Here is a 25,348-nt window from a genome sequence, read left to right on the forward strand (position 1 = left end):
TTCAACAGATGAAACTTAAAGACCGCCTTTCCCTATACTTCACCCTGATCAGCACCTTAACCCTGCTTGGTGTCTTATGTGCGGTATATTTTACTTTTATCAAATTCCTGGAGGCCGATTTCTTTGACCGCTTAACGGACCGCACCATGGTAACGGCAAAACTCTACCTGGAAGCGGATGAAATCTCAGCGGACTCACTCAATACCGTCAGAAATCAATACCTGGAAACCTTAAACGGAGAAGTAATCCGTATTTATAACTCTAAAAACAGCGCTACATTTATTGGGGACGACCAGCAATACTGGAGCAATGAGACCATTAATAAGGTCAGAAAGCAAAAGAAAATGCAGTTTCTTGATGGAAAAAGACAGGTGGTGGGAATCTTTTATAAAGACAATCAGGGGGATTTTGTGATTCTGGCCTCTGCCATTGACCAGAGTACCTATTCCCGGATAGACAAACTGCAAAAGATCATGGTGATGATTTTTATCGTCATCTTTATCGGCTTGCTGCTCTCGGGAAGATGGATTGCGAAGAAGATATTAAAACCACTGGACCTTTTCATAGATGAAGTGAAACAGATCAAATCCAACAACCTGCATTTCAGGGTTCAGGAAGGAAAGAACAAAGATGAAATCAACCTGCTTGCGCAGAATTTCAATAACCTGATGGAGCATCTGGAACAAGCTTTTGTATTGCAGAAAACATTTGTGGCCAATGCTTCACACGAACTAAGGACCCCGGTTACAAGGATGATGATCGGTGCGGAAATTGCCTTATCACAAGAGCGACAAATTACCGACTACCAAAAAGCATTGGCTTCGGTGATGGAAGATGCAGAAAAGATGGACAATATCATCACCGGCCTGGTTAGTCTTGCTCAGGCAGATCTGGAATTTGGTGCTCCAAAGCTGCAGGACATCAGAATAGACGAAACACTTTGGGTCCTGGCTGAGGAATGGAACCAGAAGCCAAAAGGTAAACTGACCGTGGATATCCTGAATATGCCGGAAGATCCGGCTCAACTCCTCATAAAGGCCAACCCCACCCTTTTGGCCATTGCCTTGAACAACATCATCTCCAATGCCTTTAAATTCTCCGATGATCAGGACGTCCATTGCGCGCTGGATATTCAGGCCGAGTTCATTCACCTTTCCATTACCGATCATGGGCCCGGAATTCCTAAAGACCAACAGGAAGATATCTTTAAGCCTTTTTACAGCTCGGCAGCTGAAAGCAGGCACCAGGGTAACGGAATGGGCTTATACATGGCCCATAAAATCATCAGCCTTTTTAAAGGAAATCTCAGTGTAACGTCAAAAAAGGGAGATGGCACCTCCTTTAAAATTAGTTTCCCTAAATTTTAATCCCATTTTAACTTCCCTTTAATTCGGGTTTAATTCCCTCCGGATAGATTTGCCGGAGATGAAAAGACAATTAATTCTGACCGGCATTCTTTTACTCGGACTTGGTATGGCGGGCAGGGCTCAGGACAGCCTGAAACTCAGTCTTCCTGAAGCAGAGAAAATGTTTATAGCAGGAAACTATGAGCTGATCGCGCAGCAATACCAGACGGAACAGGCAAAAGCAGATGTCATTACCGCCAAACTGTTTGACAACCCGGAAATCAGCTATGAAAATCAGCTGTACAATCCGGTCACCAAAAAATTCTTCCAGAATTCTTTACCCTCCGGACAATATAACGTACAAATTTCACAGCTCATTAAACTGGCCGGAAAGCGGAATAAAAATATCCAGCTGGCCAATACAGGGATCAAACTGAGCGAATATGCTTATTTCGACCTCATGCGCAGTCTGCGTTTTCAATTGAGAAGCAATTTTTATAAAGCTTATTATGCACAGCAATCCGCCATCGTTTACCAGCAACAAATCAAATCACTGGAACAACTGCTGGCGGCTTCCGAGCAACAACTCAAAATGGGCAATGTTGCGTTAAAAGACATTATCAGAATAAAATCACTTGTGTATAACCTCAAAGGAGAATACACCACGCTGCTCAATGAAATTGAAGACACAGCAACAACTTTGAAGCTGATGACCAATATCAAGGCCAGCACCTCTTTGTCCTTAACCGCTCCTTCGGAGGAAGAACAGGATTATTCCCTGCAAAAACAACCTTATCTGCAGCTGCTCGAAACGGCAAGAGCCAACCGGGCCGATCTTCAGCTGGCAAAAACCAGCATCACACAGGCGGAACACAACCTGAGCCTGCAAAAAGCAATGGCGGTTCCCGATGTGGAAGTTTCCCTCACTTACGACCTGCAAGGCAGTGCACCAAATCATTATACCGGCTTAGGCATCAAAGTCCCGCTTCCTTTATTTAACAGAAACCAGGGCGAAATCAAAAAGGCAAAGATTGCCATTACTGCTGGAAATGTAGCCCTGAAACAACAGGAAGCGACGCTGGAAAATGAAGTTTATAACAGCTATAAATCAGCCCTCAGAACCGAAGCCCTTTATCAGGGCATGGACCGGAACTTTGGTCAGGACTTTACAAAACTCATCACGGAGGTCAACAAAAACTTCCGGAGCAGGAACATCAGCCTGGTAGAATTTATCGATTTCTATGATTCTTATAAAGAAAGCACGCTGCAGCTGAATCAACTGAAATACGAACGAATGAATGCCAAAGAAGAAATCAATTACGTCACCGGTGCTAACATTTTTAAATAAGTAACATGCAAATCCTCATAAAAAACATCAGCAAACTTTCCCTGATCGGACTGGTTATCCTGGGCCAAAGCTGCACCAGCTCCAAGGAAGCTCCCGTAGCGGAGAAATTTGCCGTTACCGATTCATTAATCAACAGGCTCCTGATTGACACCGTACAACAGGCCAATAACCGGACAGACCTGAGCTTCTCGGCAAAAATCACGGCCGATGAAGAACGTAAAGCAGAGATCTTTCCCATGGTAAGTGGTACCGTTCGTAACGTATCCGTAAAACTGGGTGATAAAGTAAGCGCCGGACAGGTCCTCGCCACGATGGGCAGCACCGAAATGGCCGGATTTGACAAAGAGGTAATCAGCGCCGGGGCAGAACTCAGGAATGCAGAAAGAAACGTCAAACAAATCCAGGAATTGTATAAAAGCGGGCTCTCTTCGGGCAGGGAACTGGAAGAAGCGAAGAACGACCTGCTGATCAAACAGGCAGAAGACAAACGTGCTAAGGCTACGTTGAAGCTGAACGGCGGAAACAACAATGGCAATTATGCCATCAAATCCCCATTGACTGGTTTTATCATCGAAAAAAATGTGACCTCCAATATGCAATTGCGCCCGGACAACAACAAAAACCTCTTTACTGTTGCAGACCTTTCTTCGGTCTGGGCCATGATCAACATTTACGAATCAGACATTTCCAGAATAAAAGAAGGTGACGAAGTGAGCATCTCGATCCTCTCCTACCCTGAAAAAGTTTTCAAAGGAAAGATTGATAAAGTGTACAACATGATCGACAATGAGAGTAAGGTAATGAATGCAAGGGTCAGCATTGCCAACCCGGGTTACCTGTTAAAGCCAGGAATGATGGCCACCGTGCTGATCTCCGCAAAATCCGGCATTGACCTTCCCGTGGTAAACTCCAGAGGCATCATTTTCGATGAAAACAAAAGCTATGTGCTGGTGGTAGATGCGGCAAAAAAAGTACGCATCCAGGAAGTAGAGATTGGCCGTAAAACGGTAGATAAGGCCTATATCAGTAAAGGACTAAAAGCCGGCGACCGCATTGTGGCATCCAAACAGGTATTCTTATACGAGAGCCTTAAAAATTAACCTGTTCATTTTCACAAAAAACAGCTGTAATGAATAAATTCATTAAAACCGTCATCGGTTTTTCGCTAAAAAATAAATACTTCATCTTTTTTGCCACTTTTATTCTAATTCTGGCGGGGTACCTCAGTTTTAAGCATACCACCATTGAGGCTTTCCCTGATGTAACGAATACCAATATTACCATTATCACCCAATGGCCGGGCCGAAGTGCCGAAGAGGTGGAAAAGTTTGTGAGCAGGCCTTTGGAAATTGCCATGAACCCAACGGAGAAAAGAACGAGCATCCGCTCTTCTTCTCTATTTGGTTTATCTATTGTAAAAATCACTTTCGAGGACGATGTAGATTATGCTGCTGCAAGGGTCCAGGTGAACAACCATATTGCTGAAGCAGATTTGCCTGAGGGCTTAAAGCCGGAGGTACAGCCACCCTATGGGCCCACAGGAGAGATCTTCAGGTATACTTTGAGCAGTGACAAGAAATCAGTGAGGGAACTGAAAACCCTGCAGGACTGGGTGATCCAGCGGGAACTTTTATCAGTGCCCGGTATTGCCGACGTGGTGAGTTTTGGCGGTGAGGTAAAAACCTACCAGATTACCGTAGACCCGCAGAAAGCCATACAATATGGCGTGAGCGCGGCCGAATTATTTGAAGCCGTTTCCAAAAGCAATATCAATGTTGGCGGCGATGTGATCGTACAAAGCGGACAGGCTTATGTGGTCCGCGGAATTGGAATCCTCAACAATATTGATGAAATAAGAAATGTGGTAGTGGATAACTTTAACGGTACTCCGGTATACGTTAAAACCATTGCAGATGTCGCAGAGTCGGCCCTGCCGAGATTAGGACAGGTAGGCCGCGATCACGATCCCGATGTGGTGGAAGGGATCGTGGTCATGCGCAAAGGAGAAAATCCAAGCGAGGTGATCAGCAAACTCAAGGAAAAGATCAAGGACGTAAATGAAAACATTTTACCGGCAGATGTAAAGATCAATCCTTTTTACGACCGGGAAGACCTGGTCAACTATGCCACGCATACCGTGATGGGCAATATGATGGAAGGGATCATTTTCGTGACCCTGATTGTATTCCTGTTTATGGCCGACTGGCGTACGACATTAATTGTATCCATCATTATTCCATTGGCACTGCTTTTTGCATTCATCTGCCTAAAACTGAAGGGCATGTCGGCCAATCTGCTTTCCATGGGGGCGATTGACTTTGGAATTATTATCGATGGGGCGGTGGTCATGGTCGAGGGCATATTTGTTGCCCTTGACCATAAAGCCAAAAAGGTGGGCATGGAGAAATTCAATGGCCTGAGTAAACTCGGACTGATCAAAAAGGCCTGTTTAGAAAACGGAAAAGGAATTTTCTTTGCCAAGCTGATCATCATCACCGGACTGCTGCCCATCTTTACTTTTGAAAAGGTAGAAGGAAAAATGTTCTCTCCCCTAGCCTGGACGCTAAGCTTCGCCTTATTGGGAGCCCTGCTCTTGACCTTTACCCTAGTGCCGGCAATGGCAAGTGTGTTGCTCCGGAAAAATGTAAGGGAGAAACACAACATCTTTCTGGAATTCCTGACCAAACATGTGATCCGTTTCTTTGATGTCTGTTTTAAATTCAGGAAACTGGCCTTCGGAGTATCTATGGTGGTGTTGGTCCTGGGCTTATTCAGTTTTAAGTTCCTGGGAACGGAGTTCCTTCCTACCCTGGATGAAGGCTCAATCTATGTCCGCGCAACGGGTCCATTGAGCATTTCCCTGGATGAAACAAAAAAACTGTCCAATGACATCAGAAAGATTTTTTTAAGCTTTGAAGAAGTGAAACAGGTGATGTCGCAAACCGGGAGACCCAATGATGGAACCGATGCAACCGGCTTCTACAATATGGAATTTCATGTAGACATCTATCCCAAAAAGGAATGGAAGCGAAAGGAAACCAAAGAACAGCTGATTGAACGCATGCAGGAAAAACTGAAAAGCTTCCCGGGCATCAGCCTGAATTTCTCGCAACCGATCTCCGACAATGTGGAGGAAGCCGTTTCGGGTGTTAAGGGCTCTATTGTAGTCAAGCTCTTCGGCAACGATTTTAAATTCATAGAAAAAGAAGAAGAAAAGATAGAGAAGATTCTGAAAACGGTAGAGGGCATTGAAGATTTAGGTATCCTGAGGAACCTGGGTCAGCCGGAATTGCAAATCAACCTGGATCAAAAGAAAATGGCATTGTATGGGGTGAGCACTGCCGATGCGAATGCGGTAATTGAAATGGCCATTGGAGGTAAGGCTGCCACCCAGATTTATGAAGGGGAAAGAAAGTTCGACCTGATCATCCGCTATCCGGAAGATTTCAGAAAAGATGAAAGTTCGATAGCCAAACTGAGGATTCCCACCCTCGCCGGTGCGAAAGTTCCTCTGGGAGAGATTGCCAGCATCAGAAAGATTACCGGACCAAGCATGATCTACCGCGATAAGCATCAGCGCTATGGTGCCATCAAATTCTCCATCAGGGGAAGAGATATGGGCAGTGTCATTGCGGAGGCTCAGGCTAAGGTAAAAGCAGAGATCAAATTGCCTAAGGAATATAAAATGGAATGGGCAGGAGATTTTGAAAATCAGCAAAGGGCAACCAGCAGGTTATCACAGGCAGTTCCGATCAGCTTGCTGCTCATTTTCTTCATCCTTTTTGTATTGTTTGGAAACATCAAGGATTCCTTACTCGTACTGAACAATGTTCCTTTTGCAATGGTGGGTGGAATTTTAGCCATCCTTGCTACAGGAATTAATTTCAACATCTCTGCCGGAATTGGTTTCATAGCCTTGTTCGGGATTTGCGTGCAAAACGGAGTGATCCTGATCACCAGGTTTAAGAGCAACATTACGGAGTTGAAACACCGGCCCGACTGGAGTTTTGCCGATGCCATAAAAGATGGGGTAGCGAGTAGGATGCGTCCGGTAATCATGACTGCATTGATGGCTGCCATTGGACTGATGCCCGCAGCCTTATCTACAGGAATAGGCTCTGAAGCCTCAAAACCTTTAGCTATTGTGGTGATCGGAGGATTGATTACTAACACTTTATTCAACCTTTTTGTCTATCCGATTGTGTTTTACTGGGCCTATAAAAAGAAAGTGAATCATTTACAATCAGCAATACCACAGGCATAAAGATTTATCGATACATAGATATATCAACATCTTGATATATCTATGTATTTGTTGCAATGCCTATAAGTCCGGTGCCTTATATACAGCTATTTCCGACAGCACCGGACAGGCATTTGCCTCCAGTACATTGATTCTGATTTTAGTTGTCTTTATCGTGGCAAAAGAAAGAATCCTTTTATGACCTATCGTAGTTTGCTGCAATAAAGGTTTAAATTCTTTTCCATCCAGGTATTCTACGGAGAAGGATTTGATGCGTTGTCCCAGGGCAATATATTCCTGAAGTACGATGCGGTTCAGTTCCGTTGCTTTTCCAAGGTCAATTGTTAAAGTCGCTGTTTTTACCTGATCTGATGTTGCCCAGTAAGTACTGGTCTTTCCATCCGTCAGGTTTTGCGCAAGAAACTGTTTCCCTGTTCTTGTATTGCTGGCCAGTACTTTCTTTCCTTTGGCAAGGTTCGTCTTAAAGCTCGCATCAATGGCTTTTTTAAATTCCATTAAGCGTGTGGAATCAGTTGGATGAATTAATCCGTCACGATCTACCGGAACGTTTAACAACAGGTTACTGTTGCGTCCCACTGAACTCTCATAAATAGACATCAGTTCTTCCAGGGTTTTCACTTTATTGTCTGTTGAAGCGCTATAAAACCATCCTGGTCTGATGGACACGTCTACTTCAGCAGGAATCCAGTATTTACCATTTTCATTCCCGGTATTCAGGACTGCCGATGCGGGTGCAGCAGCTCCAACTCCAAAACCATCTGTATTCAATGTTGCCCAATTGGTTTCCCCGGCAACACCTCTTTCATTTCCCATCCAGCGGACATCGGGGCCGATATCGCTAAAAATGACTGCTTGTGGGTTATGGGTACGGACCACACTGTTAAACAGCTTAAAGTCATAGGCCTGATCTTTCTCATTGGCTCCTTTTGCACCATCAAACCATTGTTCAAAAACAGGTCCGTATTGCGTATGCACTTCTTTTAATGTATTGGCGAAGATCTGATTGTATTCAGGGGTACCGTACTTGGGGTGGTTGCGGTCCCATGGCGATAAGTACACGCCAAATTTCAGTCCATATTCCTTACAGGCTGCAGAAAGCTCTTTCAGTACATCTCCTTTTCCATCTTTCCAGGCACTCTCCCTTACGGTATGCGTGCTGTACTTACTCGGAAACAGGCAAAAACCATCATGGTGTTTGGCGGTAATGATAATGGCTTTCATCCCTGCCTCTTTTGCTGTCCTTGCCCACTGGCGGGCATCCAGTTTTTTGGGATTAAATATTTTAGGGTCTTCATCTCCATGTCCCCATTCTTTGTCGGTAAAAGTATTGGGGCCAAAATGGATGAACATATAATATTCCATGTCCTGCCAGGCTAGCTGGTTTTTATTGGGGATGGCACCAAAAGGTGCAGGCGCCTTTTGTGCAAACCCGCCTGTGGTTAGCAAAAAGGAAAACAATAAAGGCATCGATAACTTCTTCATACAATAAAGGTTCGTTTGTGGTTAGCATTGGAGCTTTAAAATTGCAACATATTAGCCGTCGGAAATTCATTTCTTTTGTCATTAAATTAAATGATTTTGGCCTGAAGACAACATCAATACAAACACAATGCGGGTTCGTTTGTTGTTATATCTGCAAACTAAACCAGCAGAAGATGAAACAGCAGCATTCACATCCGGAAGAATTCGAGATACTCGTTACCATAGACGGGACGGATACCCGGATTATGGTAAAACCAGATGAGACCAGCGATGGCGCTCCCTACTTTATCTGCGACCTTTCCGGCAATACCATTACCCAATTGAGAGAAGAAAACGATGGCAACTGGGAACAACTCTGGGGGAAACTGGACCATCATACGGTCACGTTAATCGGAAAGGCAATTAAATACAAATTAACGATATGAACACACACCTGAAATTACGATCTGGCAGGTTCTCTATTGAGAAGCACCAGTATGAAAACATTGGATGGTCGGAACGGATGGTCTCCATGTTTTTGAGCGGAGCTTTGATCAGCTGGGGATTAAGAAAGCCATCCAAGGCTAAGTTTTTATACGGCGCTTATATGGCTTACCGTGCAGCCAGCGGAAGGTGCCTGCTGTACGAGCAACTGGGCATAGATGCCAAAAGGCCCCGTGCGGTAAATATCAGGGGCGAATTTGAGATTGAAAAACCAGCCTCAGAGGTGTATACCTATTGGCGAAACCTGAACAACCTTCCGGGAAGCATCAGGCATTTATTAGACGTGAAGGTGATTGATGAAAACCTGTCGCATTGGAAATCCAATGTCTTGGGCAATTTATTCTCGATTGACTGGGATGCGGAGATCGTCAAAGATGAACCCGGACATTTTATTAGCTGGCAATCCTCTGCAGGTGCCCTGATCCATCACGTAGGAAAAGTGGAGTTCACACCCGGACCCGACGGACGGAGTACTATTTTAAAAGTAACCCTGTCTTATCGCCCTCCTGCAGGTGGGGTAGGCATTGGCCTGGCTAAACTCATGAACCCCTATCTGGAAGGTCTGTTAAAAAAAGAAATTAAAAGCTTCAAACATACCATTGAAAACAGAACCCCCGTTTATACCTAAATCCGGCTATTTTATTTCGCGGATCACCTTAAAAAATTCGTCCCTATAGGTTTCCCCTACCGGAATGATATTCTCTTTAATAAAGATGGAGTTGCCATCGATCATCCGGATTTTATCTATGGCTATGATATAAGATTTGTGCACGCGATAGAACCTCGTTTTAGGCAGATAGAGTTCCATTTCTCTTAAGGTTAAATAAGTGATGATGCGTTCTTCTGCCGTAAAAATGGAGATGTAATTCTTTAGCCCCTCAATATAGAGAATGTCGTCATAACTGACTTTGATAAACTTATTCTTGCTTTCTCCTTTGATAAACATATAATCGGTTCCTGCAGTTGGGGTTTGAAGCAAGGCCATGTTTTCGCTTTCTGCAACCGGGGCAGGCGGATGAAATAAGACTTCCACTTTTTGAACCGCTTTATAGAAACGTTCAAAAGAGATGGGCTTCAGGAGGTAATCAATCACATCGTGTTCAAATCCATCCAATGCATATTCAGGATAAGCGGTGGTGAGGATAACTTTACATTTATGTCCGCAGATCTTCAGAAATTGAATTCCCGTCAGTTCAGGCATTTGTATGTCCAGAAAGACCAGGTCTACTTTCCCCTCCTGCACCATGGTTAAAGCTTCAAATGCATTGGTCGTTGTGGCGATCAATTCCAAAAATGGCAGTTTACGAATATGGGTGGCTAGTATCTCAGAGGCATAAGCCTCATCATCAACGGCAATACAGCGAATCATCGGTTATTTTTTGGTAATGGTAAAATATTCATTAAATATAGAGAATAAACTACAGTTCAATTCTCAGGTTGACCTGATACGATTTCCCATCATTATGGACTTCCAGGTCATGTTTACCTGGATAAATCAAATACAACCTTCGTTGTACATTGATCAAACCAATCCCACTGGAATGGTCTTTCTGGTTCTGGTTAATCTTATTAAAAACGCTCAATTTCAACTCCTGCCGGATCACTTTAATTTCTACGCGAACAGGATTTTCCGGATCATTCAATACCCCATGCTTAAAGGCATTTTCTAAAAATGGGATGAGCAGCAATGGTGCCATCCGCTGCTGATCAGCAAGCCCCTCCACCTTAAAATTGACGTAGAAAAGCGGATCAAAACGCATTCTAAATAGCTCTACATAACTCTCCAGATAGTCTACTTCTTTGAGCAGACTCACTTTGCCATCGGGACTTTCAGTCAGCGTATACCGCATCAGATCGGAGAGCCTGATCACCGCCTCTGCCAGTTTATCGGAAACCGGAAGGGCAAGGGAATAGATATAATTCAGGGTATTGTATAAAAAATGAGGATTGATCTGAGATTTAAGAAAGGACAATTCTGCTTTTTCGGCTTCCCCTCTGAGCTGCTGGTTCATCTTCTCATTTCTGAAGGCATTCTGGGTACTCCAAACCGCTGCGGGAATTACAATATAGGAAGTTCCATAATATAGATTGTCCAGGATATAGTATAGCGTCGTCGTACCTGCCCCATAATTACCAAACCCAAAAAAATGTCGGTTTAATACTTCTTCCAGCAAATAACGCAGGGAGATAAACATGGCCATGGTGAATGCAACTCCGGCAATCAGCTGTGGAATTTTCGATTTACGGAGATAACAGGGATATATCCAAAGGTAACAGATATAAAATTCCAGGACATGTAGAAAATTCATAGTCACACCAAAATGCCAGCTCCCATCCTTCCAATTGTCTTTGAGGATATCGCCGACGTGATAATAGCCCAACAACAGCGCCCAGCAAAGTATATGTATGAGCACCTGCTTTTTTGTATTCATGCCATAAAACTAATAAAAGTCATTCTTTATTTTATTTTTCTTATCCCAACCCCATCTTTAATTACCCCAGCCCTCCCTTTTGGCGGACGAATGGCGCCTGATCAGATTTAAACGGTTTGCATAATACTTCAGGGGGTTGGGATCATTTAATTTAAGAATCAGCGCATATTGAGTCCATTTGATCAAACAATCAAACAACCATGCGTAACCATTTAAAACTCTACCTACCCTTCTTATTCTTATTGCTGATCAAAGTCAACGCCTTTAGCCAAAGTTCAAAATTAAGCGGCAGCATTCTTAGCGCAACAGATGGCAATGCCGTAGAATTTGCATCCGTTGCATTGATCCAATTGCCGGATTCCACAAGAGCAGGCCTTGGCATGAGCAATGAAAAAGGAGTGTTTTCATTTGAAAACATCAAACCCGGAACTTACCTCGTTAAAGTGATTGCAGTAGGTTATGAAAGAACCCAAAGTAAAACCTTTGAGCTTGGCAACATCGCGATGGTATTGCCTGCCCTGAAATTGAAGGGTTCGGTAAAGACTTTAAAAGAAGTAGGCATCATTGCTAAAACACCTTTAATTGAACAACTCGCAGACCGTACGGTTCTGAATGTAGAACAGATAAATACGGCAGGAGACAATGCATTGGATGTGTTAAAAAGAGCACCCGGTGTTAAGCTCGACAAAGACGACAACATCATCCTCAAAGGCAAAAGCGGGGTAAATGTCATGATAGATGGCAAAATGAGCTATATGTCGGGGCTGGAACTGAGTACCTATCTGAAATCTTTACCCGGCTCTGTGATGAGTAAAGTGGAACTGATTTCTAACCCTCCTTCCTCTTTTGATGCTGCCGGATCTGCCGGAATCATCAACATCAAGTTAAAAAGAAATAAGTTACAAGGCTTTAACGGAACTGCAAATATCGGCGCAGGGTATGGCGAATATGGAAAAGGATATGGTGGTACCACCATAAACTACAACATTGGAAAAATCAGCACCTATGCCCGCTTCAGTTATGGTTATTACAATTCCTTTAACCGGCTCACCATGAACCGCAAGATTGGAGATGAACAATTCAACCAACGCAATTTCTGGCATCCGATTACCAAAAGCAGTGACTATTCTGCAGGAGCCGATTATTATATCAACGACAGGCATACGGTTGGTGTATTATGGAAAGGTTCTTCCGCTCCCTATACGACCAATAGTGAGAGCCGTTCCATTAACTACAATGCGGCAAACCAACAAATGGGGAGTGTGTATTCTCAAAACCCACAGGACAATACCTCCGGGAATTATGCCATTAACCTGAACTATCGTTTTAAAATAGACACTGCAGGCAGAGAACTTGGTTTTGATCTCGATCAGGTCAACTATGACAATTCCAGAACAGAGCAATATTTTAACAGTTATTTTGACGCTGCCGGAAGCCGGATCGGAGAAATCGTCAATCTGAGAAACAAAGGATTTGGTGATGTGAACATCTATGCCGTTAAAATAGATTATGTGCATCCCTTCTCCAAAACACTTAAAGCAGAAGCCGGATATAAAAGCAGCTGGGTAAAAACCAATAGTGATGTCAGTTTCGATTCCCTAAAAACATCCAACTGGATAAACGATCCCAAACGCACCAATCAATTTATTTACCGGGAGAACATCAATGCCCTTTATTTATCCTTCGGCCAATCCTTTAAGCAGCTGGAGTTGAAAGCAGGATTGCGGGCAGAACAAACACTTGGAAAAGGAGCTTCTTCCGGTACCCAGGAAAAGATAGACCGTAAATACTGGCAACTCTTCTCTACTTTTTTCGCTTCCTGGAAGATCAATGAAAACCACCAGATTCAGGGAAGTTATGCGCGCCGCATCAACCGGCCATCCTACTCAGATTTAAATCCATTTGCCATCTATTCTGACCCTTATACTGCTATAAAAGGAAATCCACTCCTGCTGCCTTCATTTTCCAATAATATTGAACTCAATTACCACATTAAAAGTTTTAGGGTAATTACACTGAGCTATGCTAAAAGTACAGATGTGATTTCCCCGGTAATTTATCAGAATAACCAGACCAAAGAAAGCATCAGCGTGGATGAAAACCTGGGCAGGGCACAAAACCTCTACATCGCTACCGGAAGTCCTTTTGACCTGACGAAATGGTGGAACAACAATACCGAAATATCCTTTGCTTATGACGATGTAAAATCGGCGGTACAGGGCAGAGCCTATAACACTCATAAATTCAGCTGGTCGGTCAATACTGAGCAGACCTTTACCCTTCCCAAAGACCTCCAGTTCACTTATACGTTCTATTATGGCTCCCCTTCGGTTTCCGGATTATACCGCTCGCTGGAATATTATGGAATGGGTGTTTCGGCCAGAAAAACCTTTATGAATAAAAAAGCAACGGTTAGTTTAAAAATCACTGACATTTTTGACACGAATAAATTCAGGGCCAATCTTCGCTATAACAATGTGGATACCTATTGGCAAAACCAGTGGGAAAGCCGTAGGATCAACCTGACTTTGAATTACAAATTTGGCAACATGAAAGTCAAAAATGCAAGGACAAGAAGTACCGGCACTGCCGATGAGGAACGCAGGGTTAAGAATTAAACGTCCGGTAATCTATTGTTTTAAAACAGGAACAGCCGGCTATTGCCGGCTGTTCCTGTTTATCGGAAAGCTTTGGTAATTGCTTAGCTGACCCCGATACTCGCTACCACAGCGAATAAAATTCCAACGATATAAAAACTGAGGATAACAATCGTAAATACTCCCCAGAACTTAAAGAACGACTTCATTTTGCTCATCGCCACACCTAAATTCTGCTGATCCAGAAACAAAACTGCCTTTTGTGCAGCGGTAGCGTATTTAAACAACATTAGACTCGGGTAAAAATAAATGAGTGCAATGAATAAATAGGTTATTGTAATTGCTGCCGGAGCCACCTGAGTTAAAGGCGACTGACCGCCCATCATGGTCATCGCAGAGATTACTGAAGGCATAAAAAATGCGAATATGATGATCAGTACGCAAAAAATAAATCCGATAATGGATAAGAATTTAGCCCATTTAGCCGTCTCATAAATATAGCTGCGGATGTCTTCTGTAACTATAAGGGTTTCATTTTCTGCTTCAAGGGGTTCTTTTTCTTCGAAATCTTCCATAAGGATCGTGTTAATCTTTAAATACTTTTTAGATACCCTAAACATAAAGATTATTTTTAAAAAATTGGTAGCTTTGCGCCAAAACTATAAAAATATCATTCATGGCATTACAATGTGGTATAGTTGGTTTACCAAATGTTGGAAAATCCACCTTATTTAACTGTTTATCGAACGCAAAAGCTCAAGCGGCTAACTTTCCTTTCTGTACAATCGAACCTAATATCGGCGTAATTACTGTACCCGATGACAGGTTGACTAAATTGGCCGAACTGGTACAGCCCAACCGTATTGTTCCCAATACTATTGAGATTGTGGATATTGCAGGTTTGGTAAAAGGGGCTTCCAAAGGGGAAGGTTTAGGAAACCAATTTTTGGGTAATATCAGGGCTACAAATGCCGTGATCCATGTATTGCGTTGCTTTGACGATGGAAATGTGATCCACGTAGATGGTTCTGTTGACCCGATTCGCGATAAAGAAATCATTGATACTGAATTACAGCTTAAAGATTTGGATACCGTTACCAAACGGATTCAGAAAGTAGAGAAAATGGCAAAAACTGATAAAGATGCCAAAAGAACTTTCGACATTTTAAGCGTCATCAAAGCACATCTTGAAGAAGGTAAATCTGCCCGTTCTGCAGCTGTTGCAGCAGAAGATTTTGAATTCATTCAGGACCTGGGTTTATTGACTCAAAAACCGGTAATGTATGTATGTAACGTAGATGAAAACTCTGTGATCAACGGAAATGCATATGTAGACCGCGTTAAAGAAGCTGTAAAAAATGAGAACGCTGAAGTATTGGTGATCTCTGCGAAAATAGAATCAGAAATTGCTGAACTGGAAAGCTACGAAGAGCGTCAGGAGTTTTTAGCTGACCTTGGTCTTACCGAGTCTGGTGTGAACAAGCTGATTGTTGCTGCTTACCGTTTATTAGACCTTTACACGTACTTCACTGCAGGTGTTCAGGAAGTAAGGGCATGGACGATCACTAAAGGATTCACAGCCCCACAAGCTGCTGGTGTAATCCACACTGACTTTGAAAAAGGATTTATCCGTGCGGAAGTCATTAAATATATTGACTTTGTAACCCTGGGTTCAGAGGCTGCCTGTAAAGATGCCGGTAAATTAGGTGTCGAAGGTAAAACATATGTAGTGGAAGATGGAGACATCATGCACTTCCGTTTCAACGTATAATTACACGTATTAAAAAAGAAAGGCCGGATGATCATCCGGCCTTTCTTTTTTAAGTTATTTTTTAGAGCAGCACTCCCGTCAGGAACATCACTGCAACTGAGAAGTAAATGATCAGACCCGTTACGTCAACCAGTGTTGCTACAAAAGGAGCAGAGGAGGTTGCAGGGTCAGCGCCGAGTTTCTTTAAGATCAGGGGAAGCATAGAACCTGCCAGTGATCCCCATAGCACCACCCCAACCAGGGCAATGCCAACGGTAACGCCAATCAGCGCCCAGTGCGGCCCGTACATATCGGTAAAGAAAGTCCAGACGAAGATCCTGAGGAAACCAATGGAGCCGAGCACAATCCCGAGCATCAGCCCTGAAATGAGTTCCCTCCGCATCACCCTCCACCAATCGCCTACCGTAATCTCTCCCAGCGCCATGGCCTGGATAATCAGGGTTGAAGCCTGTGAACCACTATTTCCTCCACTGGAAATGATCAGCGGAACAAACATGGCCAGGATTACCGCCTTTGCAATGTCGGCTTCAAAATGTCCCATGGCCGTTGCGGTTAACATTTCTCCAAGGAAAAGCACCACCAGCCAACCGATTCTTCGTTTAAACAAACCGAAAATCGGCATATCTAAATAGGGTTCATCCAATGCCTGGGTACCCCCTATTTTGTGCATATCTTCTGTATATTCTTCGTTTGCAATCCATAGGATATCATCTACGGTTACAATCCCAAGCAATACATTATAATCATCCACAACGGGTAATGCCACCCGGTTGTTCATCCTGAAAATATTGATGGCTTCTTCCTGATGGTCGTTTGCTTTTAAGGCGATCAGACGCTGATCTGTCAGGTCCCCGATTTTAGCCTCCGGATCTGCCAGGAGAATTTCCCTGATCCTGATGTCGTCCAGCAGCACCCCGTCTTTATCGATCACATAGATGACATCAATGGTCTCCGAATTCTTACCATAACGTCTGATGTGCGCCAGTACGCGGGAAACCGTCCAGTCTTTCTTAACTGCTACATAGTCTGGTGTCATCAGCCTTCCCACACTGTCTTCTTCATAACCCAGCAAAGAGAGTGCTTCGACTCTGTCTTTGGCAGGCAACAGAATGATCAGCTTTTTCACTGCGTCGCCTTTCAGCTCGCTGAATAAGGAAGTACGGTCATCGGGAGGCAGCAGGTTAATCAGCTCTGCAAGTTTATTTCCGGGAAGTTTTTTAATGATTCTTTCCTGAGTCGGAAAGTCTAGGATTCTGAAAACATTTACGGCCCTTTTGATGGACAATGTATCAATAAATGTGACTGCATGTTGGGGAAGCTCGTCTATTAAATGCTCCACATCCGAAATATTCAGGTCGTCCAAATATATCTTCAATTGTGCATTGTCTTCCTGCTCTAAGAGCTTTACGATTTCTTCAACAATCATTTCTTCCATAAACGCCTTTTCTTTTACATGATTTTCATCACCATTACAATTGTTCTTTACCCCTTATGAAGCCATTTTCCTGCCATGGTTTCATTTTTGCAAAAGTGCTTTTTTATTTTTGAAAAACGGCCTTAATGGGGGAATATAATTCCCGCTAATAAAATCAGGGAGATTCGCTCATCTAATTCCTTGATTTATAGAAAATAAAGAGGAAATAGCGAACCTTGCGTTAGGATTTTCCAAGGCTATAAGTTCTAAAACAGGACAGCCTGTTCTATATCCTCTTTAATAAACACCCACTCTTTTTCACGTAAACAGATCGGATCAAAATCCTGATCAGCAGACTGGAAGTTTATAAAATTGTCAAGAATGAGTTTTGGATCATGCGTCCACTCATATCGTTGCCTATGTAAATCTATCATAGCTTTGATATTATACCTTGCTAACAGCTCATGTAAATCCCAGAAGTCTTTTTTGCGGCCGCCACGTTGAATAACATCTATTTTCATTGCTATAATTTCTTCAACTGTAGCGACTCTTATTCCCTCTTGCTCAATTGCACCCTGAAAAAACGGGTCCATGGAATAATAAACATCAAGCTTAATAGCTTCGTCAGAACTACTACCGATCAGATATGATTTTCCCAATCCTGGATTCCCTCCAAAATCACCCACAACGTAATTAAAATTACTTTGTAAATAACTGTCAATTGCATCAAAATCAATTGATCTGTAAGTAGCATCGGTGAACAGATCGATATCAATTGAAATCCTGTGTCCTAAATGGAGACTTAAGGCCGTGCCTCCAACTAGTCTGAATTCAAGAAATTCATTCGCTTGCATTAATTTGAGCAAAGCATCCTTTAATTCATCACTGACCGTATTCCAATAAAGCATATCCATACTATTTGTTCTGGCCGAATAGCGTTAGGCTTCCGGAAACAGAGGTATTTCCAACAACTTCATTTACTTTATCATTACCGTAAAAATCCAGAATGACTTGCTTTTCTCCCGAGTCTCCCCGTTCAAATATTCTTCTGATAATCGGCTTGTACTGTTTCTCCCAATCGAGCTTGCGCATGTCAGTATCCCAAAAAAGGGCTTTACGAAAAAGACTCAAATCAGGATGCCGCTGAATCCGTTCTTTAAGTTGCTCATTTTTAATCGCGTAATAAGCTTGAAGGAGATACATCGTTCCTTCTTCAAAACCGAGTGCACGGTCTATTTTTAAAGACACTTCAGGAGTAAGATTACGTTTCCCCTTTGTAATGTCATTAATGGTTTGTGGATACTCCGGCAAGGAAAGTGCAAACGGACGTTTCTTAAGTTGTCTTTTCTTAAGCTCACGTTCCAATATCAATCCGGGGTGGATCCCCTTATATTTCTCCAATGACATTTCCATAAACAAATATAAACAAATTTGTTTACAAATGAATTAGCTATCAGAAGGCTTTAAAACTAATAATACTATCGAATTATACATCGTGGCCCCAAATCAACAACTTGTCAATATCGTCGATGTTTAGGCCCTCATCAATGTTTATTTTAATGATCCTGTTTGCGAATATTTTCAATTCTGTTCTTACTCGTTGTATTGCTTCTTTAAGTTCAGCTCTTTCAAATTCTATCTGAACTACAGGCGGAGGTGGAACAAAATATTCTCCAAACTCCTCAACAGTAAAATCAAAGATTATTTTATCGGTGATATAACTTATACCGGGCTCCGGATGTCCCTGATAGAAAAAAGGTTTATCATCTGTAAGCAGGCCTTCCCAATATTGAATGACACTTAAGTCACTACAACATTGAGGGAAATATTTATCTTGTCCATCAATATGTAAAACATAGCCACCAAAAAACGGGCTTGCCTGTTCTCTTGCATATTTCCCGTTTCTCATTTCTTCGGTGTGATCTTTCGTGAGCTTAATCAAATTGTTATCGCTAATGTCCTTCAACCGGTAAAATGATGAACCAGGAAGGTATGCTATAAGCCTATCCTTAAAACCCGCCTTTTTATAACAGTCATCATTATATTTATCCCAGACTTCAAAGTTTCTCCAATAAGGAGATTGATCAGGACTCTTTATGTTCTGGTTATGATATCCGATTTCGATTACTGGAATTAACTCTATTTTCATTGGAAGCATATTTATGCTGTTGGCCCTTCATCTTTCATAACACATGTGTTCATGTAACCTGAACAATCAAATTTATTGAACGAAACTACCTGTTTGCAAATCATCGAAAAGAAATAAAAGTGGAGGCAGAAGCTATGGCAAAAAAAAAGTTAGTTCTAATTTAAGAACTAACTCTATCAGTGTGCACTCGAAGGGATTCGAACCCCCATCATCAGAACCGGAATCTGACATTCTATCCATTGAACTACGAATGCATGGATTTTCAAGATTGCAAATCTAAGAAACTATTTCGGATTACAAAATGGATATTGGCATCGTAGTTTCGTCTTATTTTTGCCATAAATTCAGATCCTCTTATTTTTCTGCCCTATCAAAACCATCTTTGCCGAAGTTTAGGGAAAATCCATCGCCTCGCAACTTTAACCTTTCTGCCGGGTGCTGAAAATGAATAAGAAAAATAAGAATGATTAAAAGTTTAGGAAAAATACTCTTCTCCACCCGTACAATGGGTGCCATGCTGTTGTTATATGCTTTTTCCATGGCCATGGCCACATTTGTAGAAAACGATTATGGAACAGCCGTAGCCAAAGCATTGATTTATAACTGCTGGTGGTTTGAACTCATCATGGTGATCCTGGTGCTTAACTTCATCGGAAATATTGGAAGGTATCAACTTACACAACGTAAAAAATGGCCGCTATTGGTCTTTCACCTTGCGTTTATCGTCATCTTTATTGGCGGATACATTACCAGGTACATCAGTTTTGAAGGATCTATGCACATCCGCGAAGGTGAAGCGAGTAATGAAATCATTTCAGATGCTACTTTTTTCAAAGTACAGATCGGAAAAGACGATCAGGCACTGGCCTATGATGATGTTCCGGCTATTTTAATCTCAAATAACATCCCTACCTATCTTAAACCATTTAAAAAAACCTTTAAAGCCGAATACGACTACAACGGAGAACGGGTAAAGATGAAGGTCATTGACTTTTATGCAAGGGCTCAGGACTCCCTGGTTCGTGAAGCTTCAGGCAGGCCTACCCTACACCTGGTGGTCCTGGAAAATGGAAAAAGAGTGAACAAATACATTCCCTCAGGAAGCGTTCAGCTGATGCAGAACATGCTGGTGAGTTACAATAAACCAACTCCGGGTACCATTAACATTGAGGATGCCAACGGCGCCCTGCAAATCACCTCTCCCTATCCGGGAAATTATATGGTGATGGCTACGCAGGAAAAGAAAACCGTAGAAGGAAATACTGCGCCGCAGGCTTTCAATTTAAGAAGTCTGTACACCATTGGTGCTTTGGCATTTGTGGTTCCGGAAGGACCGATCCCCGGACGGATCACGTATTTTGAAGGGGATAAGAAGAATCATGAACACGATCCGGACCTGGTAAAACTGGAAATCACCACTTCAAATGCAAAAGATACCGTTTCTTTTTACGGCGGAAAAGGCATGACCAATTTCCAGCATCAAAGTGAGATCGGCGGACTGAGAGTTTCTTTAGCCTACGGATCAAAAATATATAAATCTCCTTTTACGCTTAAGCTGGTTGACTTTAAAATGGAAAAATACCCGGGAAGTAACAGTCCTGCTGCCTATTCTTCCGATGTCATGATTCAGGAAGAAAGTGGCGAACGCCCTTATAAAATCTTTATGAACCATGTTTTAGACCATTCCGGATACCGCTTCTTTCAGGCGAGTTTCGATGATGACGAAAAAGGAACCGTACTTTCTGTGAATCATGATTACTGGGGCACAAACGTGACTTACATCGGTTATACCCTGCTTTTCCTTGGTATGTTTGTGACTTTATTCTGGAAGGGAACACATTTCTCTAAATTAAATGAGCAGTTGAAGACCATTTCTAAATCCAAGACCCTGATCTTATTGCTGTTGTTCCTGCCTCTGGGTGCCGCTTTCAGTCAGCAAACAGACCAGAAGATAGACATGCATGGTAAGGATGGAAAAACACCTATGCCAGCTGCCGGGATGCCCCAGGCAGAACATGATCACGTACATACAGAAGGTGATGGTCATGACCATGGCCCTGCCAGCCCTGCTGATCAGGCGGCACAACATGTCCATGATAAAGATTACATGGCGGATGTACAACAGCTTTTATCCGCCAAAAATGCAAATGCACAGGAATTTGCTGCTTCCATTAAAATTGACAAAGCCCATGCAGATAGCTTCGGATACCTGCTGGTGCAAAATATAGACGGACGGATTGAGCCTATCAATACCATGGCCCTGGAAATCCTGAGAAAATTACACCGCAAGGACCGTTTCTATAACCTCAGTGCAAACCAGTTCTTCCTTTCTGTTTCTACCTCTCCTTTTATCTGGATGAATGTTCCTTTGATTAAAGTAGGGACTAAAGGCGGTCCGGAACTGCTTAAAGCAGTGAAGGCAAACGAAGAGGGCTATACTTCAATGATCAATTTACTGAGCATCAGTCCGGAAGGAGCCTTACAGTTTGTGTTGAAAGACCAATACTTAAAATCATTTGCGAAGAAACCTGCCGAACAAGGCGGTTACGATAAGGATGTCATAGACCTTAATGATAAACTGCAGGCGATGCAACAACTGATCGATGGTCAGTACCTGCGGATTTTCCCTATTGCCGGCGACACCAATAATACCTGGATTGCCATGCCCCCTACCGATCCTTCCAACAAAGCGATCGTATCCAGCGCATTGGATCCTTATGTGAAGAGCATTAAAACGGCAGAACAATCCGGAAACTGGGACGGTGCAAATATTGCCTTAAATGTCATTAAAGACATCCAGCTTAAATTCGGAAAAGATGTGGTGCCCTCTCAGTCAAAGATCAACTGGGAAGTGAGTTACAACTCCTGGAACATCTTCCTGAACCTTATGATCACTTATGCTTTATTAGGAACAGTAATCCTGACACTGGCATTTTTCAAACTCTTTAAATCTTCCAAAATGCTGGACAGGCTGGTGACTTTCACCTTAATCCTGATCAGTGTTGCCGCCCTACTTCAGGCAGTAGGCCTGGGCGCAAGATGGTACATTTCCGGACATGAACCATGGAGTAACGGTTATGAAGCCGTTTTATTTATCAGCTGGATTGGTGTCTTATCCGGTTTGCTGATGTACAGAAACAGCAATGCCTTTATCCCTGCTGCCGGATGTCTTATCGCGGTGATTCTAATGGGATTTGCTCATGGAGGATCACAAATGAACCCGCAGATAACCCCATTGGTTCCGGTACTTAAATCTTACTGGCTGATGATTCACGTAGCCATCATCACCTCCAGCTATGGCTTCTTTGGCCTCAGCGCGCTCCTGGGCATGGTTGTACTGGTGCTTTACATCATCGACAGCAAAAAGATCAGCGCCAAAGTAAAAGCCTCGGTAACAGAGCTTACGATTGTAAATGAGATGTCGCTGACGGTAGGATTGTTCCTGCTAACCATAGGTACCTTTTTAGGAGGAATCTGGGCCAATGAAAGCTGGGGACGCTACTGGAGCTGGGACCCTAAAGAAACATGGGCTTTCATATCGGTAATCGTTTATGCCTTTGTCATGCACGTGCGTCTGATCCCAAAATTAAAGAGCAAGTACCTGTTCAACCTGCTTTCATTGCTGAGTTTTTCTACGATCATTATGACCTATTTCGGTGTAAATTATTACCTGACAGGTCTGCACTCTTATGCACAGGGTGATCCTGTTCCGATCCCATCATGGGTATACATCACCATGGCGGTAGTCTTCCTTTTAGCCGTGGTGTCTTATAAACGATACCAGGCCAGGAATACCAAAAAGGTCAGCAAATAATAACTTAGCGCCTATGCAAAACCTGCATAGGCGTTTCTTTTAGCCAGAGGTCCTGCTCCGGTAAACCAATGCGGCAATCACCAGCATCACCGTCAAAACCGAAGCGACCGTACGAATGCGGTGAAACCTGTTCCATGGGATCTCAAATTTTTCTCTTTGTATGGCCATATCTTTGGCAGAAGCTGATGATAAGTTGAACCGGTCGAGGGCCTCATTTAGGGGCACATTCCCAAACATGGTTAACCCGAATACAGCGATCGTATAAACAAATGTTGTGGCCAGCAATAACCAAAAGCTATCCGTTATCCCTACCCTGAACTCAAGCCAGGTACTCAGCGGCAGGAGCAACAGTGTTCCCATAAAACTGCTCAGAAACAAAAGGTTTTGTATTTCCTTATTGATAGACTGCATGGCGGCCAAATAGCCTCCATCAGACAGCCTGGCCAAACCTGGATTTACTGCACAGGAAAAGGCATAGAAAAACCCTCCCGTGAGGGCGGTTAATGTTGCGGTCAGGAGGAATATTAAATCAGCCATTTCATTTTATCTTTAACTGAAGTTAATCATCTTCCTGAAGATAAAATAGAACAAAACCGACCAAGGGCAAATTGCCTCGACTACTTAGTCTGCACTTTCTCGTATTTGTAAGCGAACATTCGTCCACTCGCCCTGTAAATACTATCCTTTTGTTTGTTCTTCTGACTTTCTGTTAAAGCAACGAAATCAGTGCTTACGTAGACGGAATTAGGGGCAATCACCATATCTGTAGAACCCACCAGTGCAGGTCCTTCCTTTGTAATTGCGCCCCGGTAAAGGTCACGTTTCCAGTTATAAACGGTATTATCGTCTGAACTATCCTTTTTACATCCCCATGCAAAAACAACCAGTCCTGCCATTAAAAAAGTCCATCTCATTTGTTTCCTGTTTTTAATTGTAAAATGGAACCTTGTCAGGTTCATATTGTATGTGTTTCCCAAAAATATTCGGGAATAACTAAAAAACAGAATTTCCAGGATTGATTTAACATACTTTAACAGGAGCTCAGGACCGGGTAGTTAAAACCATCAGTTCCTTTCTGCCAGTTCTTTCAACTTCGCATTCATTTCCATAAACCCTCTCCTGGTATTGTTGTCCAGCTGTTTGGCGAAAAGTGAAACCAGGATCCCTTTGAAATGCTCGCTTTGAATCAAAGTCGTGGTTCCATTTCCATGGTCAATCAACTCAAATTTATGCTCTCCATCGAAAAGCCCGGAGAACAGCAAATTCCCAATCCACCGAAATTCCTTATTGGCTTCGAATGCCAGAACCCTTGGTTTAAAAGTCATGCTTTTTGCTTCCGGTGGCTCAATCCTTACCACCAGCCGATTACCAACAGTACCATCGCCCTTAATTGACTTGATAAAAGGGTTCCAGTCCGGGTACTGATCAAATGCAGTTAAGATTGCCCATACACTTTCCGGCCTTGCATTGATTAAGATTTCTGTTTTAATTTCCTTTGTCATCTTTAGAATTTCATAAAGTAAACTGTTGGCAAACAGGAGCTGAATTTCCTGCGCTGCGAACAGGACAAAGGTCAGCAGGAAGCATCAGCTTCCACTTGACAAAAATCAAGAACATTTATTTTTTCCTGATCCGGCTCAGTGTTTCCGGTGTCATCCCCAGCATAGAAGCAATGTATTGCAATGGAACCTCATTAAAAAGACTTTTATTCTGCTCAAAAAACAGCGCATACCTTTCTTCGGCAGTCATAGAAAGATGGGTAAAAATCCGGTCCTCTATAGTGATAAAACACCGGGCAATGAACAATTTTTCCAGTTCATGCCATTTGGGCATCAAAACCCCGATCTTTTTGTAATCTTCTCTTTTTATGGTAAACAACACGGTATCTGTCAATGCCTGAATTGTCCAGCGGGCAGGCTTTTCAAAGATGAATCCGGAGAGGTCAGTTATGAAAGATCCTTTCGTAGAAATCCATTGCGTCACCTCCTTATTTGCCGTCTCTACAAAAACCCTTAAAATACCGGTTTGTATAAAGCTTAACCTATCGGCAGCTTTCCCGGTCAACAGAAAATAATCGCCCTTTTTTATCATTTCCGGTTTGAACAAAGAACTGATCTCTGCCAGTTCCCCTGCTTCCGCCACGCCGAAATAAGAATTTACATACTGTTCAAGCTCTGTCATAATTATCGTCTGTCAATGGGTTAGATCCAGGGTTCATAAAATACAAATATATCCCTGCGAAAAAGGA

General features: G+C 42.8%; 21 protein-coding genes and 1 tRNA gene. 9 read left to right on the plus strand and 13 right to left on the minus strand.

Features of this window, described 5'->3' with window-relative positions:
- Positions 1 to 8: 8 nt before the first annotated feature.
- From DBR43_RS21260 to DBR43_RS21275, 4 genes are read left to right on the plus strand one after another with little or no spacing between them, the layout of a single operon-like run.
- Positions 9 to 1,367 (plus strand): sensor histidine kinase, encoded by a 1,359-nt coding sequence (locus tag DBR43_RS21260; protein ID WP_124584459.1) that lies wholly within the window; start codon positions 9 to 11, stop codon positions 1,365 to 1,367.
- Positions 1,368 to 1,425: 58 nt separating this feature from the next.
- A complete protein-coding gene (locus DBR43_RS21265) occupies positions 1,426 to 2,694 on the plus strand; it encodes a TolC family protein (protein ID WP_124584462.1) in 1,269 nt (422 codons plus the stop codon).
- A gap of 5 nt (positions 2,695 to 2,699) precedes the next feature.
- Complete coding sequence (locus DBR43_RS21270; protein WP_124584464.1) at positions 2,700 to 3,794, plus strand: efflux RND transporter periplasmic adaptor subunit; 1,095 nt, start codon at positions 2,700 to 2,702, stop codon at positions 3,792 to 3,794.
- 29 nt (positions 3,795 to 3,823) lie between these two features.
- Positions 3,824 to 6,958, plus strand: coding sequence for an efflux RND transporter permease subunit (locus DBR43_RS21275; protein ID WP_124584466.1), 3,135 nt, complete (start codon positions 3,824 to 3,826; stop codon positions 6,956 to 6,958).
- Between the two features lie 60 nt (positions 6,959 to 7,018).
- Here the strand turns inward: DBR43_RS21275 and DBR43_RS21280 are convergent, their stop codons facing one another.
- Positions 7,019 to 8,440, minus strand: a complete 1,422-nt coding sequence (locus DBR43_RS21280) for an alpha-L-fucosidase (protein ID WP_124584468.1) — start codon at positions 8,438 to 8,440, stop codon at positions 7,019 to 7,021.
- A 173-nt stretch (positions 8,441 to 8,613) separates the two neighbouring features.
- Here DBR43_RS21280 and DBR43_RS21285 point away from each other — a divergent pair, with 173 nt between their 5' ends.
- Complete coding sequence (locus DBR43_RS21285; RefSeq protein WP_124584470.1) at positions 8,614 to 8,865, plus strand: hypothetical protein; 252 nt, start codon at positions 8,614 to 8,616, stop codon at positions 8,863 to 8,865.
- Positions 8,862 to 9,551 carry an SRPBCC family protein gene (locus DBR43_RS21290; RefSeq protein WP_124584472.1) on the plus strand — a complete coding sequence of 230 codons (690 nt, stop codon included), beginning with the start codon at positions 8,862 to 8,864 and terminating at the stop codon, positions 9,549 to 9,551. The genes DBR43_RS21285 and DBR43_RS21290 overlap by 4 nt, the downstream gene beginning before the upstream one ends.
- Before the next feature lie 6 nt (positions 9,552 to 9,557).
- On the opposite strand, the gene DBR43_RS21295 is transcribed toward DBR43_RS21290, so the two are convergent.
- Entirely contained in the window at positions 9,558 to 10,292 is a 735-nt protein-coding gene (locus DBR43_RS21295) for a LytR/AlgR family response regulator transcription factor (protein ID WP_124584474.1), read from the minus strand.
- A gap of 49 nt (positions 10,293 to 10,341) precedes the next feature.
- The gene (locus DBR43_RS21300; RefSeq protein WP_124584476.1) at positions 10,342 to 11,355 is read right to left on the minus strand and encodes a sensor histidine kinase; all 1,014 of its coding nucleotides are present in this window, start codon (positions 11,353 to 11,355) and stop codon (positions 10,342 to 10,344) included.
- A 200-nt stretch (positions 11,356 to 11,555) separates the two neighbouring features.
- Here DBR43_RS21300 and DBR43_RS21305 point away from each other — a divergent pair, with 200 nt between their 5' ends.
- Entirely contained in the window at positions 11,556 to 13,973 is a 2,418-nt protein-coding gene (locus DBR43_RS21305; protein ID WP_124584478.1) for an outer membrane beta-barrel family protein, read from the plus strand.
- A gap of 83 nt (positions 13,974 to 14,056) precedes the next feature.
- On the opposite strand, the gene DBR43_RS21310 is transcribed toward DBR43_RS21305, so the two are convergent.
- Complete coding sequence (locus DBR43_RS21310) at positions 14,057 to 14,527, minus strand: hypothetical protein (RefSeq protein ID WP_124584480.1); 471 nt, start codon at positions 14,525 to 14,527, stop codon at positions 14,057 to 14,059.
- Between the two features lie 101 nt (positions 14,528 to 14,628).
- Between DBR43_RS21310 and ychF the strand changes: the two genes are divergently transcribed.
- Positions 14,629 to 15,723, plus strand: a complete 1,095-nt coding sequence (ychF, locus tag DBR43_RS21315; protein WP_124584481.1) for a redox-regulated ATPase YchF — start codon at positions 14,629 to 14,631, stop codon at positions 15,721 to 15,723.
- Between the two features lie 61 nt (positions 15,724 to 15,784).
- Here ychF and mgtE read toward each other — a convergent pair whose 3' ends face one another.
- The 5 genes from mgtE to DBR43_RS21340 all read right to left on the minus strand — a co-directional run bounded on the left by mgtE (position 15,785) and on the right by DBR43_RS21340 (position 19,540).
- Positions 15,785 to 17,158, minus strand: coding sequence for a magnesium transporter (gene mgtE, locus DBR43_RS21320; protein WP_124584483.1), 1,374 nt, complete (start codon positions 17,156 to 17,158; stop codon positions 15,785 to 15,787).
- A 245-nt stretch (positions 17,159 to 17,403) separates the two neighbouring features.
- Positions 17,404 to 18,051, minus strand: a complete 648-nt coding sequence (locus DBR43_RS21325) for a nucleotidyl transferase AbiEii/AbiGii toxin family protein (protein ID WP_233603134.1) — start codon at positions 18,049 to 18,051, stop codon at positions 17,404 to 17,406.
- A 1-nt stretch (position 18,052) separates the two neighbouring features.
- A complete protein-coding gene (locus DBR43_RS21330; RefSeq protein WP_124584485.1) occupies positions 18,053 to 18,550 on the minus strand; it encodes a transcriptional regulator in 498 nt (165 codons plus the stop codon).
- A 73-nt stretch (positions 18,551 to 18,623) separates the two neighbouring features.
- A complete protein-coding gene (locus DBR43_RS21335; protein WP_124584487.1) occupies positions 18,624 to 19,286 on the minus strand; it encodes a hypothetical protein in 663 nt (220 codons plus the stop codon).
- Positions 19,287 to 19,468: 182 nt separating this feature from the next.
- A tRNA-Arg gene (locus tag DBR43_RS21340) sits at positions 19,469 to 19,540 on the minus strand.
- 209 nt (positions 19,541 to 19,749) lie between these two features.
- Between DBR43_RS21340 and ccsA the strand changes: the two genes are divergently transcribed.
- A complete protein-coding gene (gene ccsA, locus DBR43_RS21345; RefSeq protein ID WP_233603136.1) occupies positions 19,750 to 23,100 on the plus strand; it encodes a cytochrome c biogenesis protein in 3,351 nt (1,116 codons plus the stop codon).
- Positions 23,101 to 23,139: 39 nt separating this feature from the next.
- Here the strand turns inward: ccsA and DBR43_RS21350 are convergent, their stop codons facing one another.
- From DBR43_RS21350 to DBR43_RS21365, 4 genes are all read right to left on the minus strand, one after another.
- Positions 23,140 to 23,637 carry a DUF1772 domain-containing protein gene (locus DBR43_RS21350; protein WP_124584489.1) on the minus strand — a complete coding sequence of 166 codons (498 nt, stop codon included), beginning with the start codon at positions 23,635 to 23,637 and terminating at the stop codon, positions 23,140 to 23,142.
- A gap of 80 nt (positions 23,638 to 23,717) precedes the next feature.
- Positions 23,718 to 24,014, minus strand: coding sequence for a hypothetical protein (locus DBR43_RS21355; protein WP_124584492.1), 297 nt, complete (start codon positions 24,012 to 24,014; stop codon positions 23,718 to 23,720).
- 150 nt (positions 24,015 to 24,164) lie between these two features.
- Positions 24,165 to 24,602 (minus strand): SRPBCC domain-containing protein, encoded by a 438-nt coding sequence (locus DBR43_RS21360; protein ID WP_124584494.1) that lies wholly within the window; start codon positions 24,600 to 24,602, stop codon positions 24,165 to 24,167.
- Positions 24,603 to 24,717: 115 nt separating this feature from the next.
- A complete protein-coding gene (locus tag DBR43_RS21365) occupies positions 24,718 to 25,281 on the minus strand; it encodes a Crp/Fnr family transcriptional regulator (protein ID WP_124584496.1) in 564 nt (187 codons plus the stop codon).
- Positions 25,282 to 25,348: the final 67 nt, after the last annotated feature.

Origin of the sequence: Pedobacter sp. KBW06, from assembly GCF_003852525.1 — a bacterium.
Taxonomy (GTDB): domain Bacteria; phylum Bacteroidota; class Bacteroidia; order Sphingobacteriales; family Sphingobacteriaceae; genus Pedobacter.

Bases quoted from the DNA above. Each gene is read 5' to 3' on its own strand.
- DBR43_RS21275 (WP_124584466.1), top strand. From the start codon at position 3,824: ATGAATAAATTCATTAAAACCGTCATCGGTTTTTCGCTAAAAAATAAA.
- DBR43_RS21300 (WP_124584476.1), bottom strand. From the start codon at position 11,355: ATGAATACAAAAAAGCAGGTGCTCATACATATACTTTGCTGGGCGCTG.
- DBR43_RS21350 (WP_124584489.1), bottom strand. From the start codon at position 23,637: ATGGCTGATTTAATATTCCTCCTGACCGCAACATTAACCGCCCTCACG.
- DBR43_RS21330 (WP_124584485.1), bottom strand. From the start codon at position 18,550: ATGGAAATGTCATTGGAGAAATATAAGGGGATCCACCCCGGATTGATA.
- DBR43_RS21285 (WP_124584470.1), top strand. From the start codon at position 8,614: ATGAAACAGCAGCATTCACATCCGGAAGAATTCGAGATACTCGTTACC.
- mgtE (WP_124584483.1), bottom strand. From the start codon at position 17,158: ATGGAAGAAATGATTGTTGAAGAAATCGTAAAGCTCTTAGAGCAGGAA.
- DBR43_RS21290 (WP_124584472.1), top strand. From the start codon at position 8,862: ATGAACACACACCTGAAATTACGATCTGGCAGGTTCTCTATTGAGAAG.
- DBR43_RS21355 (WP_124584492.1), bottom strand. From the start codon at position 24,014: ATGAGATGGACTTTTTTAATGGCAGGACTGGTTGTTTTTGCATGGGGA.
- ccsA (WP_233603136.1), top strand. From the start codon at position 19,750: ATGATTAAAAGTTTAGGAAAAATACTCTTCTCCACCCGTACAATGGGT.
- DBR43_RS21335 (WP_124584487.1), bottom strand. From the start codon at position 19,286: ATGAAAATAGAGTTAATTCCAGTAATCGAAATCGGATATCATAACCAG.
- DBR43_RS21270 (WP_124584464.1), top strand. From the start codon at position 2,700: ATGCAAATCCTCATAAAAAACATCAGCAAACTTTCCCTGATCGGACTG.
- DBR43_RS21265 (WP_124584462.1), top strand. From the start codon at position 1,426: ATGAAAAGACAATTAATTCTGACCGGCATTCTTTTACTCGGACTTGGT.
- ychF (WP_124584481.1), top strand. From the start codon at position 14,629: ATGGCATTACAATGTGGTATAGTTGGTTTACCAAATGTTGGAAAATCC.
- DBR43_RS21260 (WP_124584459.1), top strand. From the start codon at position 9: ATGAAACTTAAAGACCGCCTTTCCCTATACTTCACCCTGATCAGCACC.
- DBR43_RS21325 (WP_233603134.1), bottom strand. From the start codon at position 18,051: ATGGATATGCTTTATTGGAATACGGTCAGTGATGAATTAAAGGATGCT.
- DBR43_RS21310 (WP_124584480.1), bottom strand. From the start codon at position 14,527: ATGGAAGATTTCGAAGAAAAAGAACCCCTTGAAGCAGAAAATGAAACC.
- DBR43_RS21305 (WP_124584478.1), top strand. From the start codon at position 11,556: ATGCGTAACCATTTAAAACTCTACCTACCCTTCTTATTCTTATTGCTG.
- DBR43_RS21295 (WP_124584474.1), bottom strand. From the start codon at position 10,292: ATGATTCGCTGTATTGCCGTTGATGATGAGGCTTATGCCTCTGAGATA.
- DBR43_RS21360 (WP_124584494.1), bottom strand. From the start codon at position 24,602: ATGACAAAGGAAATTAAAACAGAAATCTTAATCAATGCAAGGCCGGAA.
- DBR43_RS21365 (WP_124584496.1), bottom strand. From the start codon at position 25,281: ATGACAGAGCTTGAACAGTATGTAAATTCTTATTTCGGCGTGGCGGAA.
- DBR43_RS21280 (WP_124584468.1), bottom strand. From the start codon at position 8,440: ATGAAGAAGTTATCGATGCCTTTATTGTTTTCCTTTTTGCTAACCACA.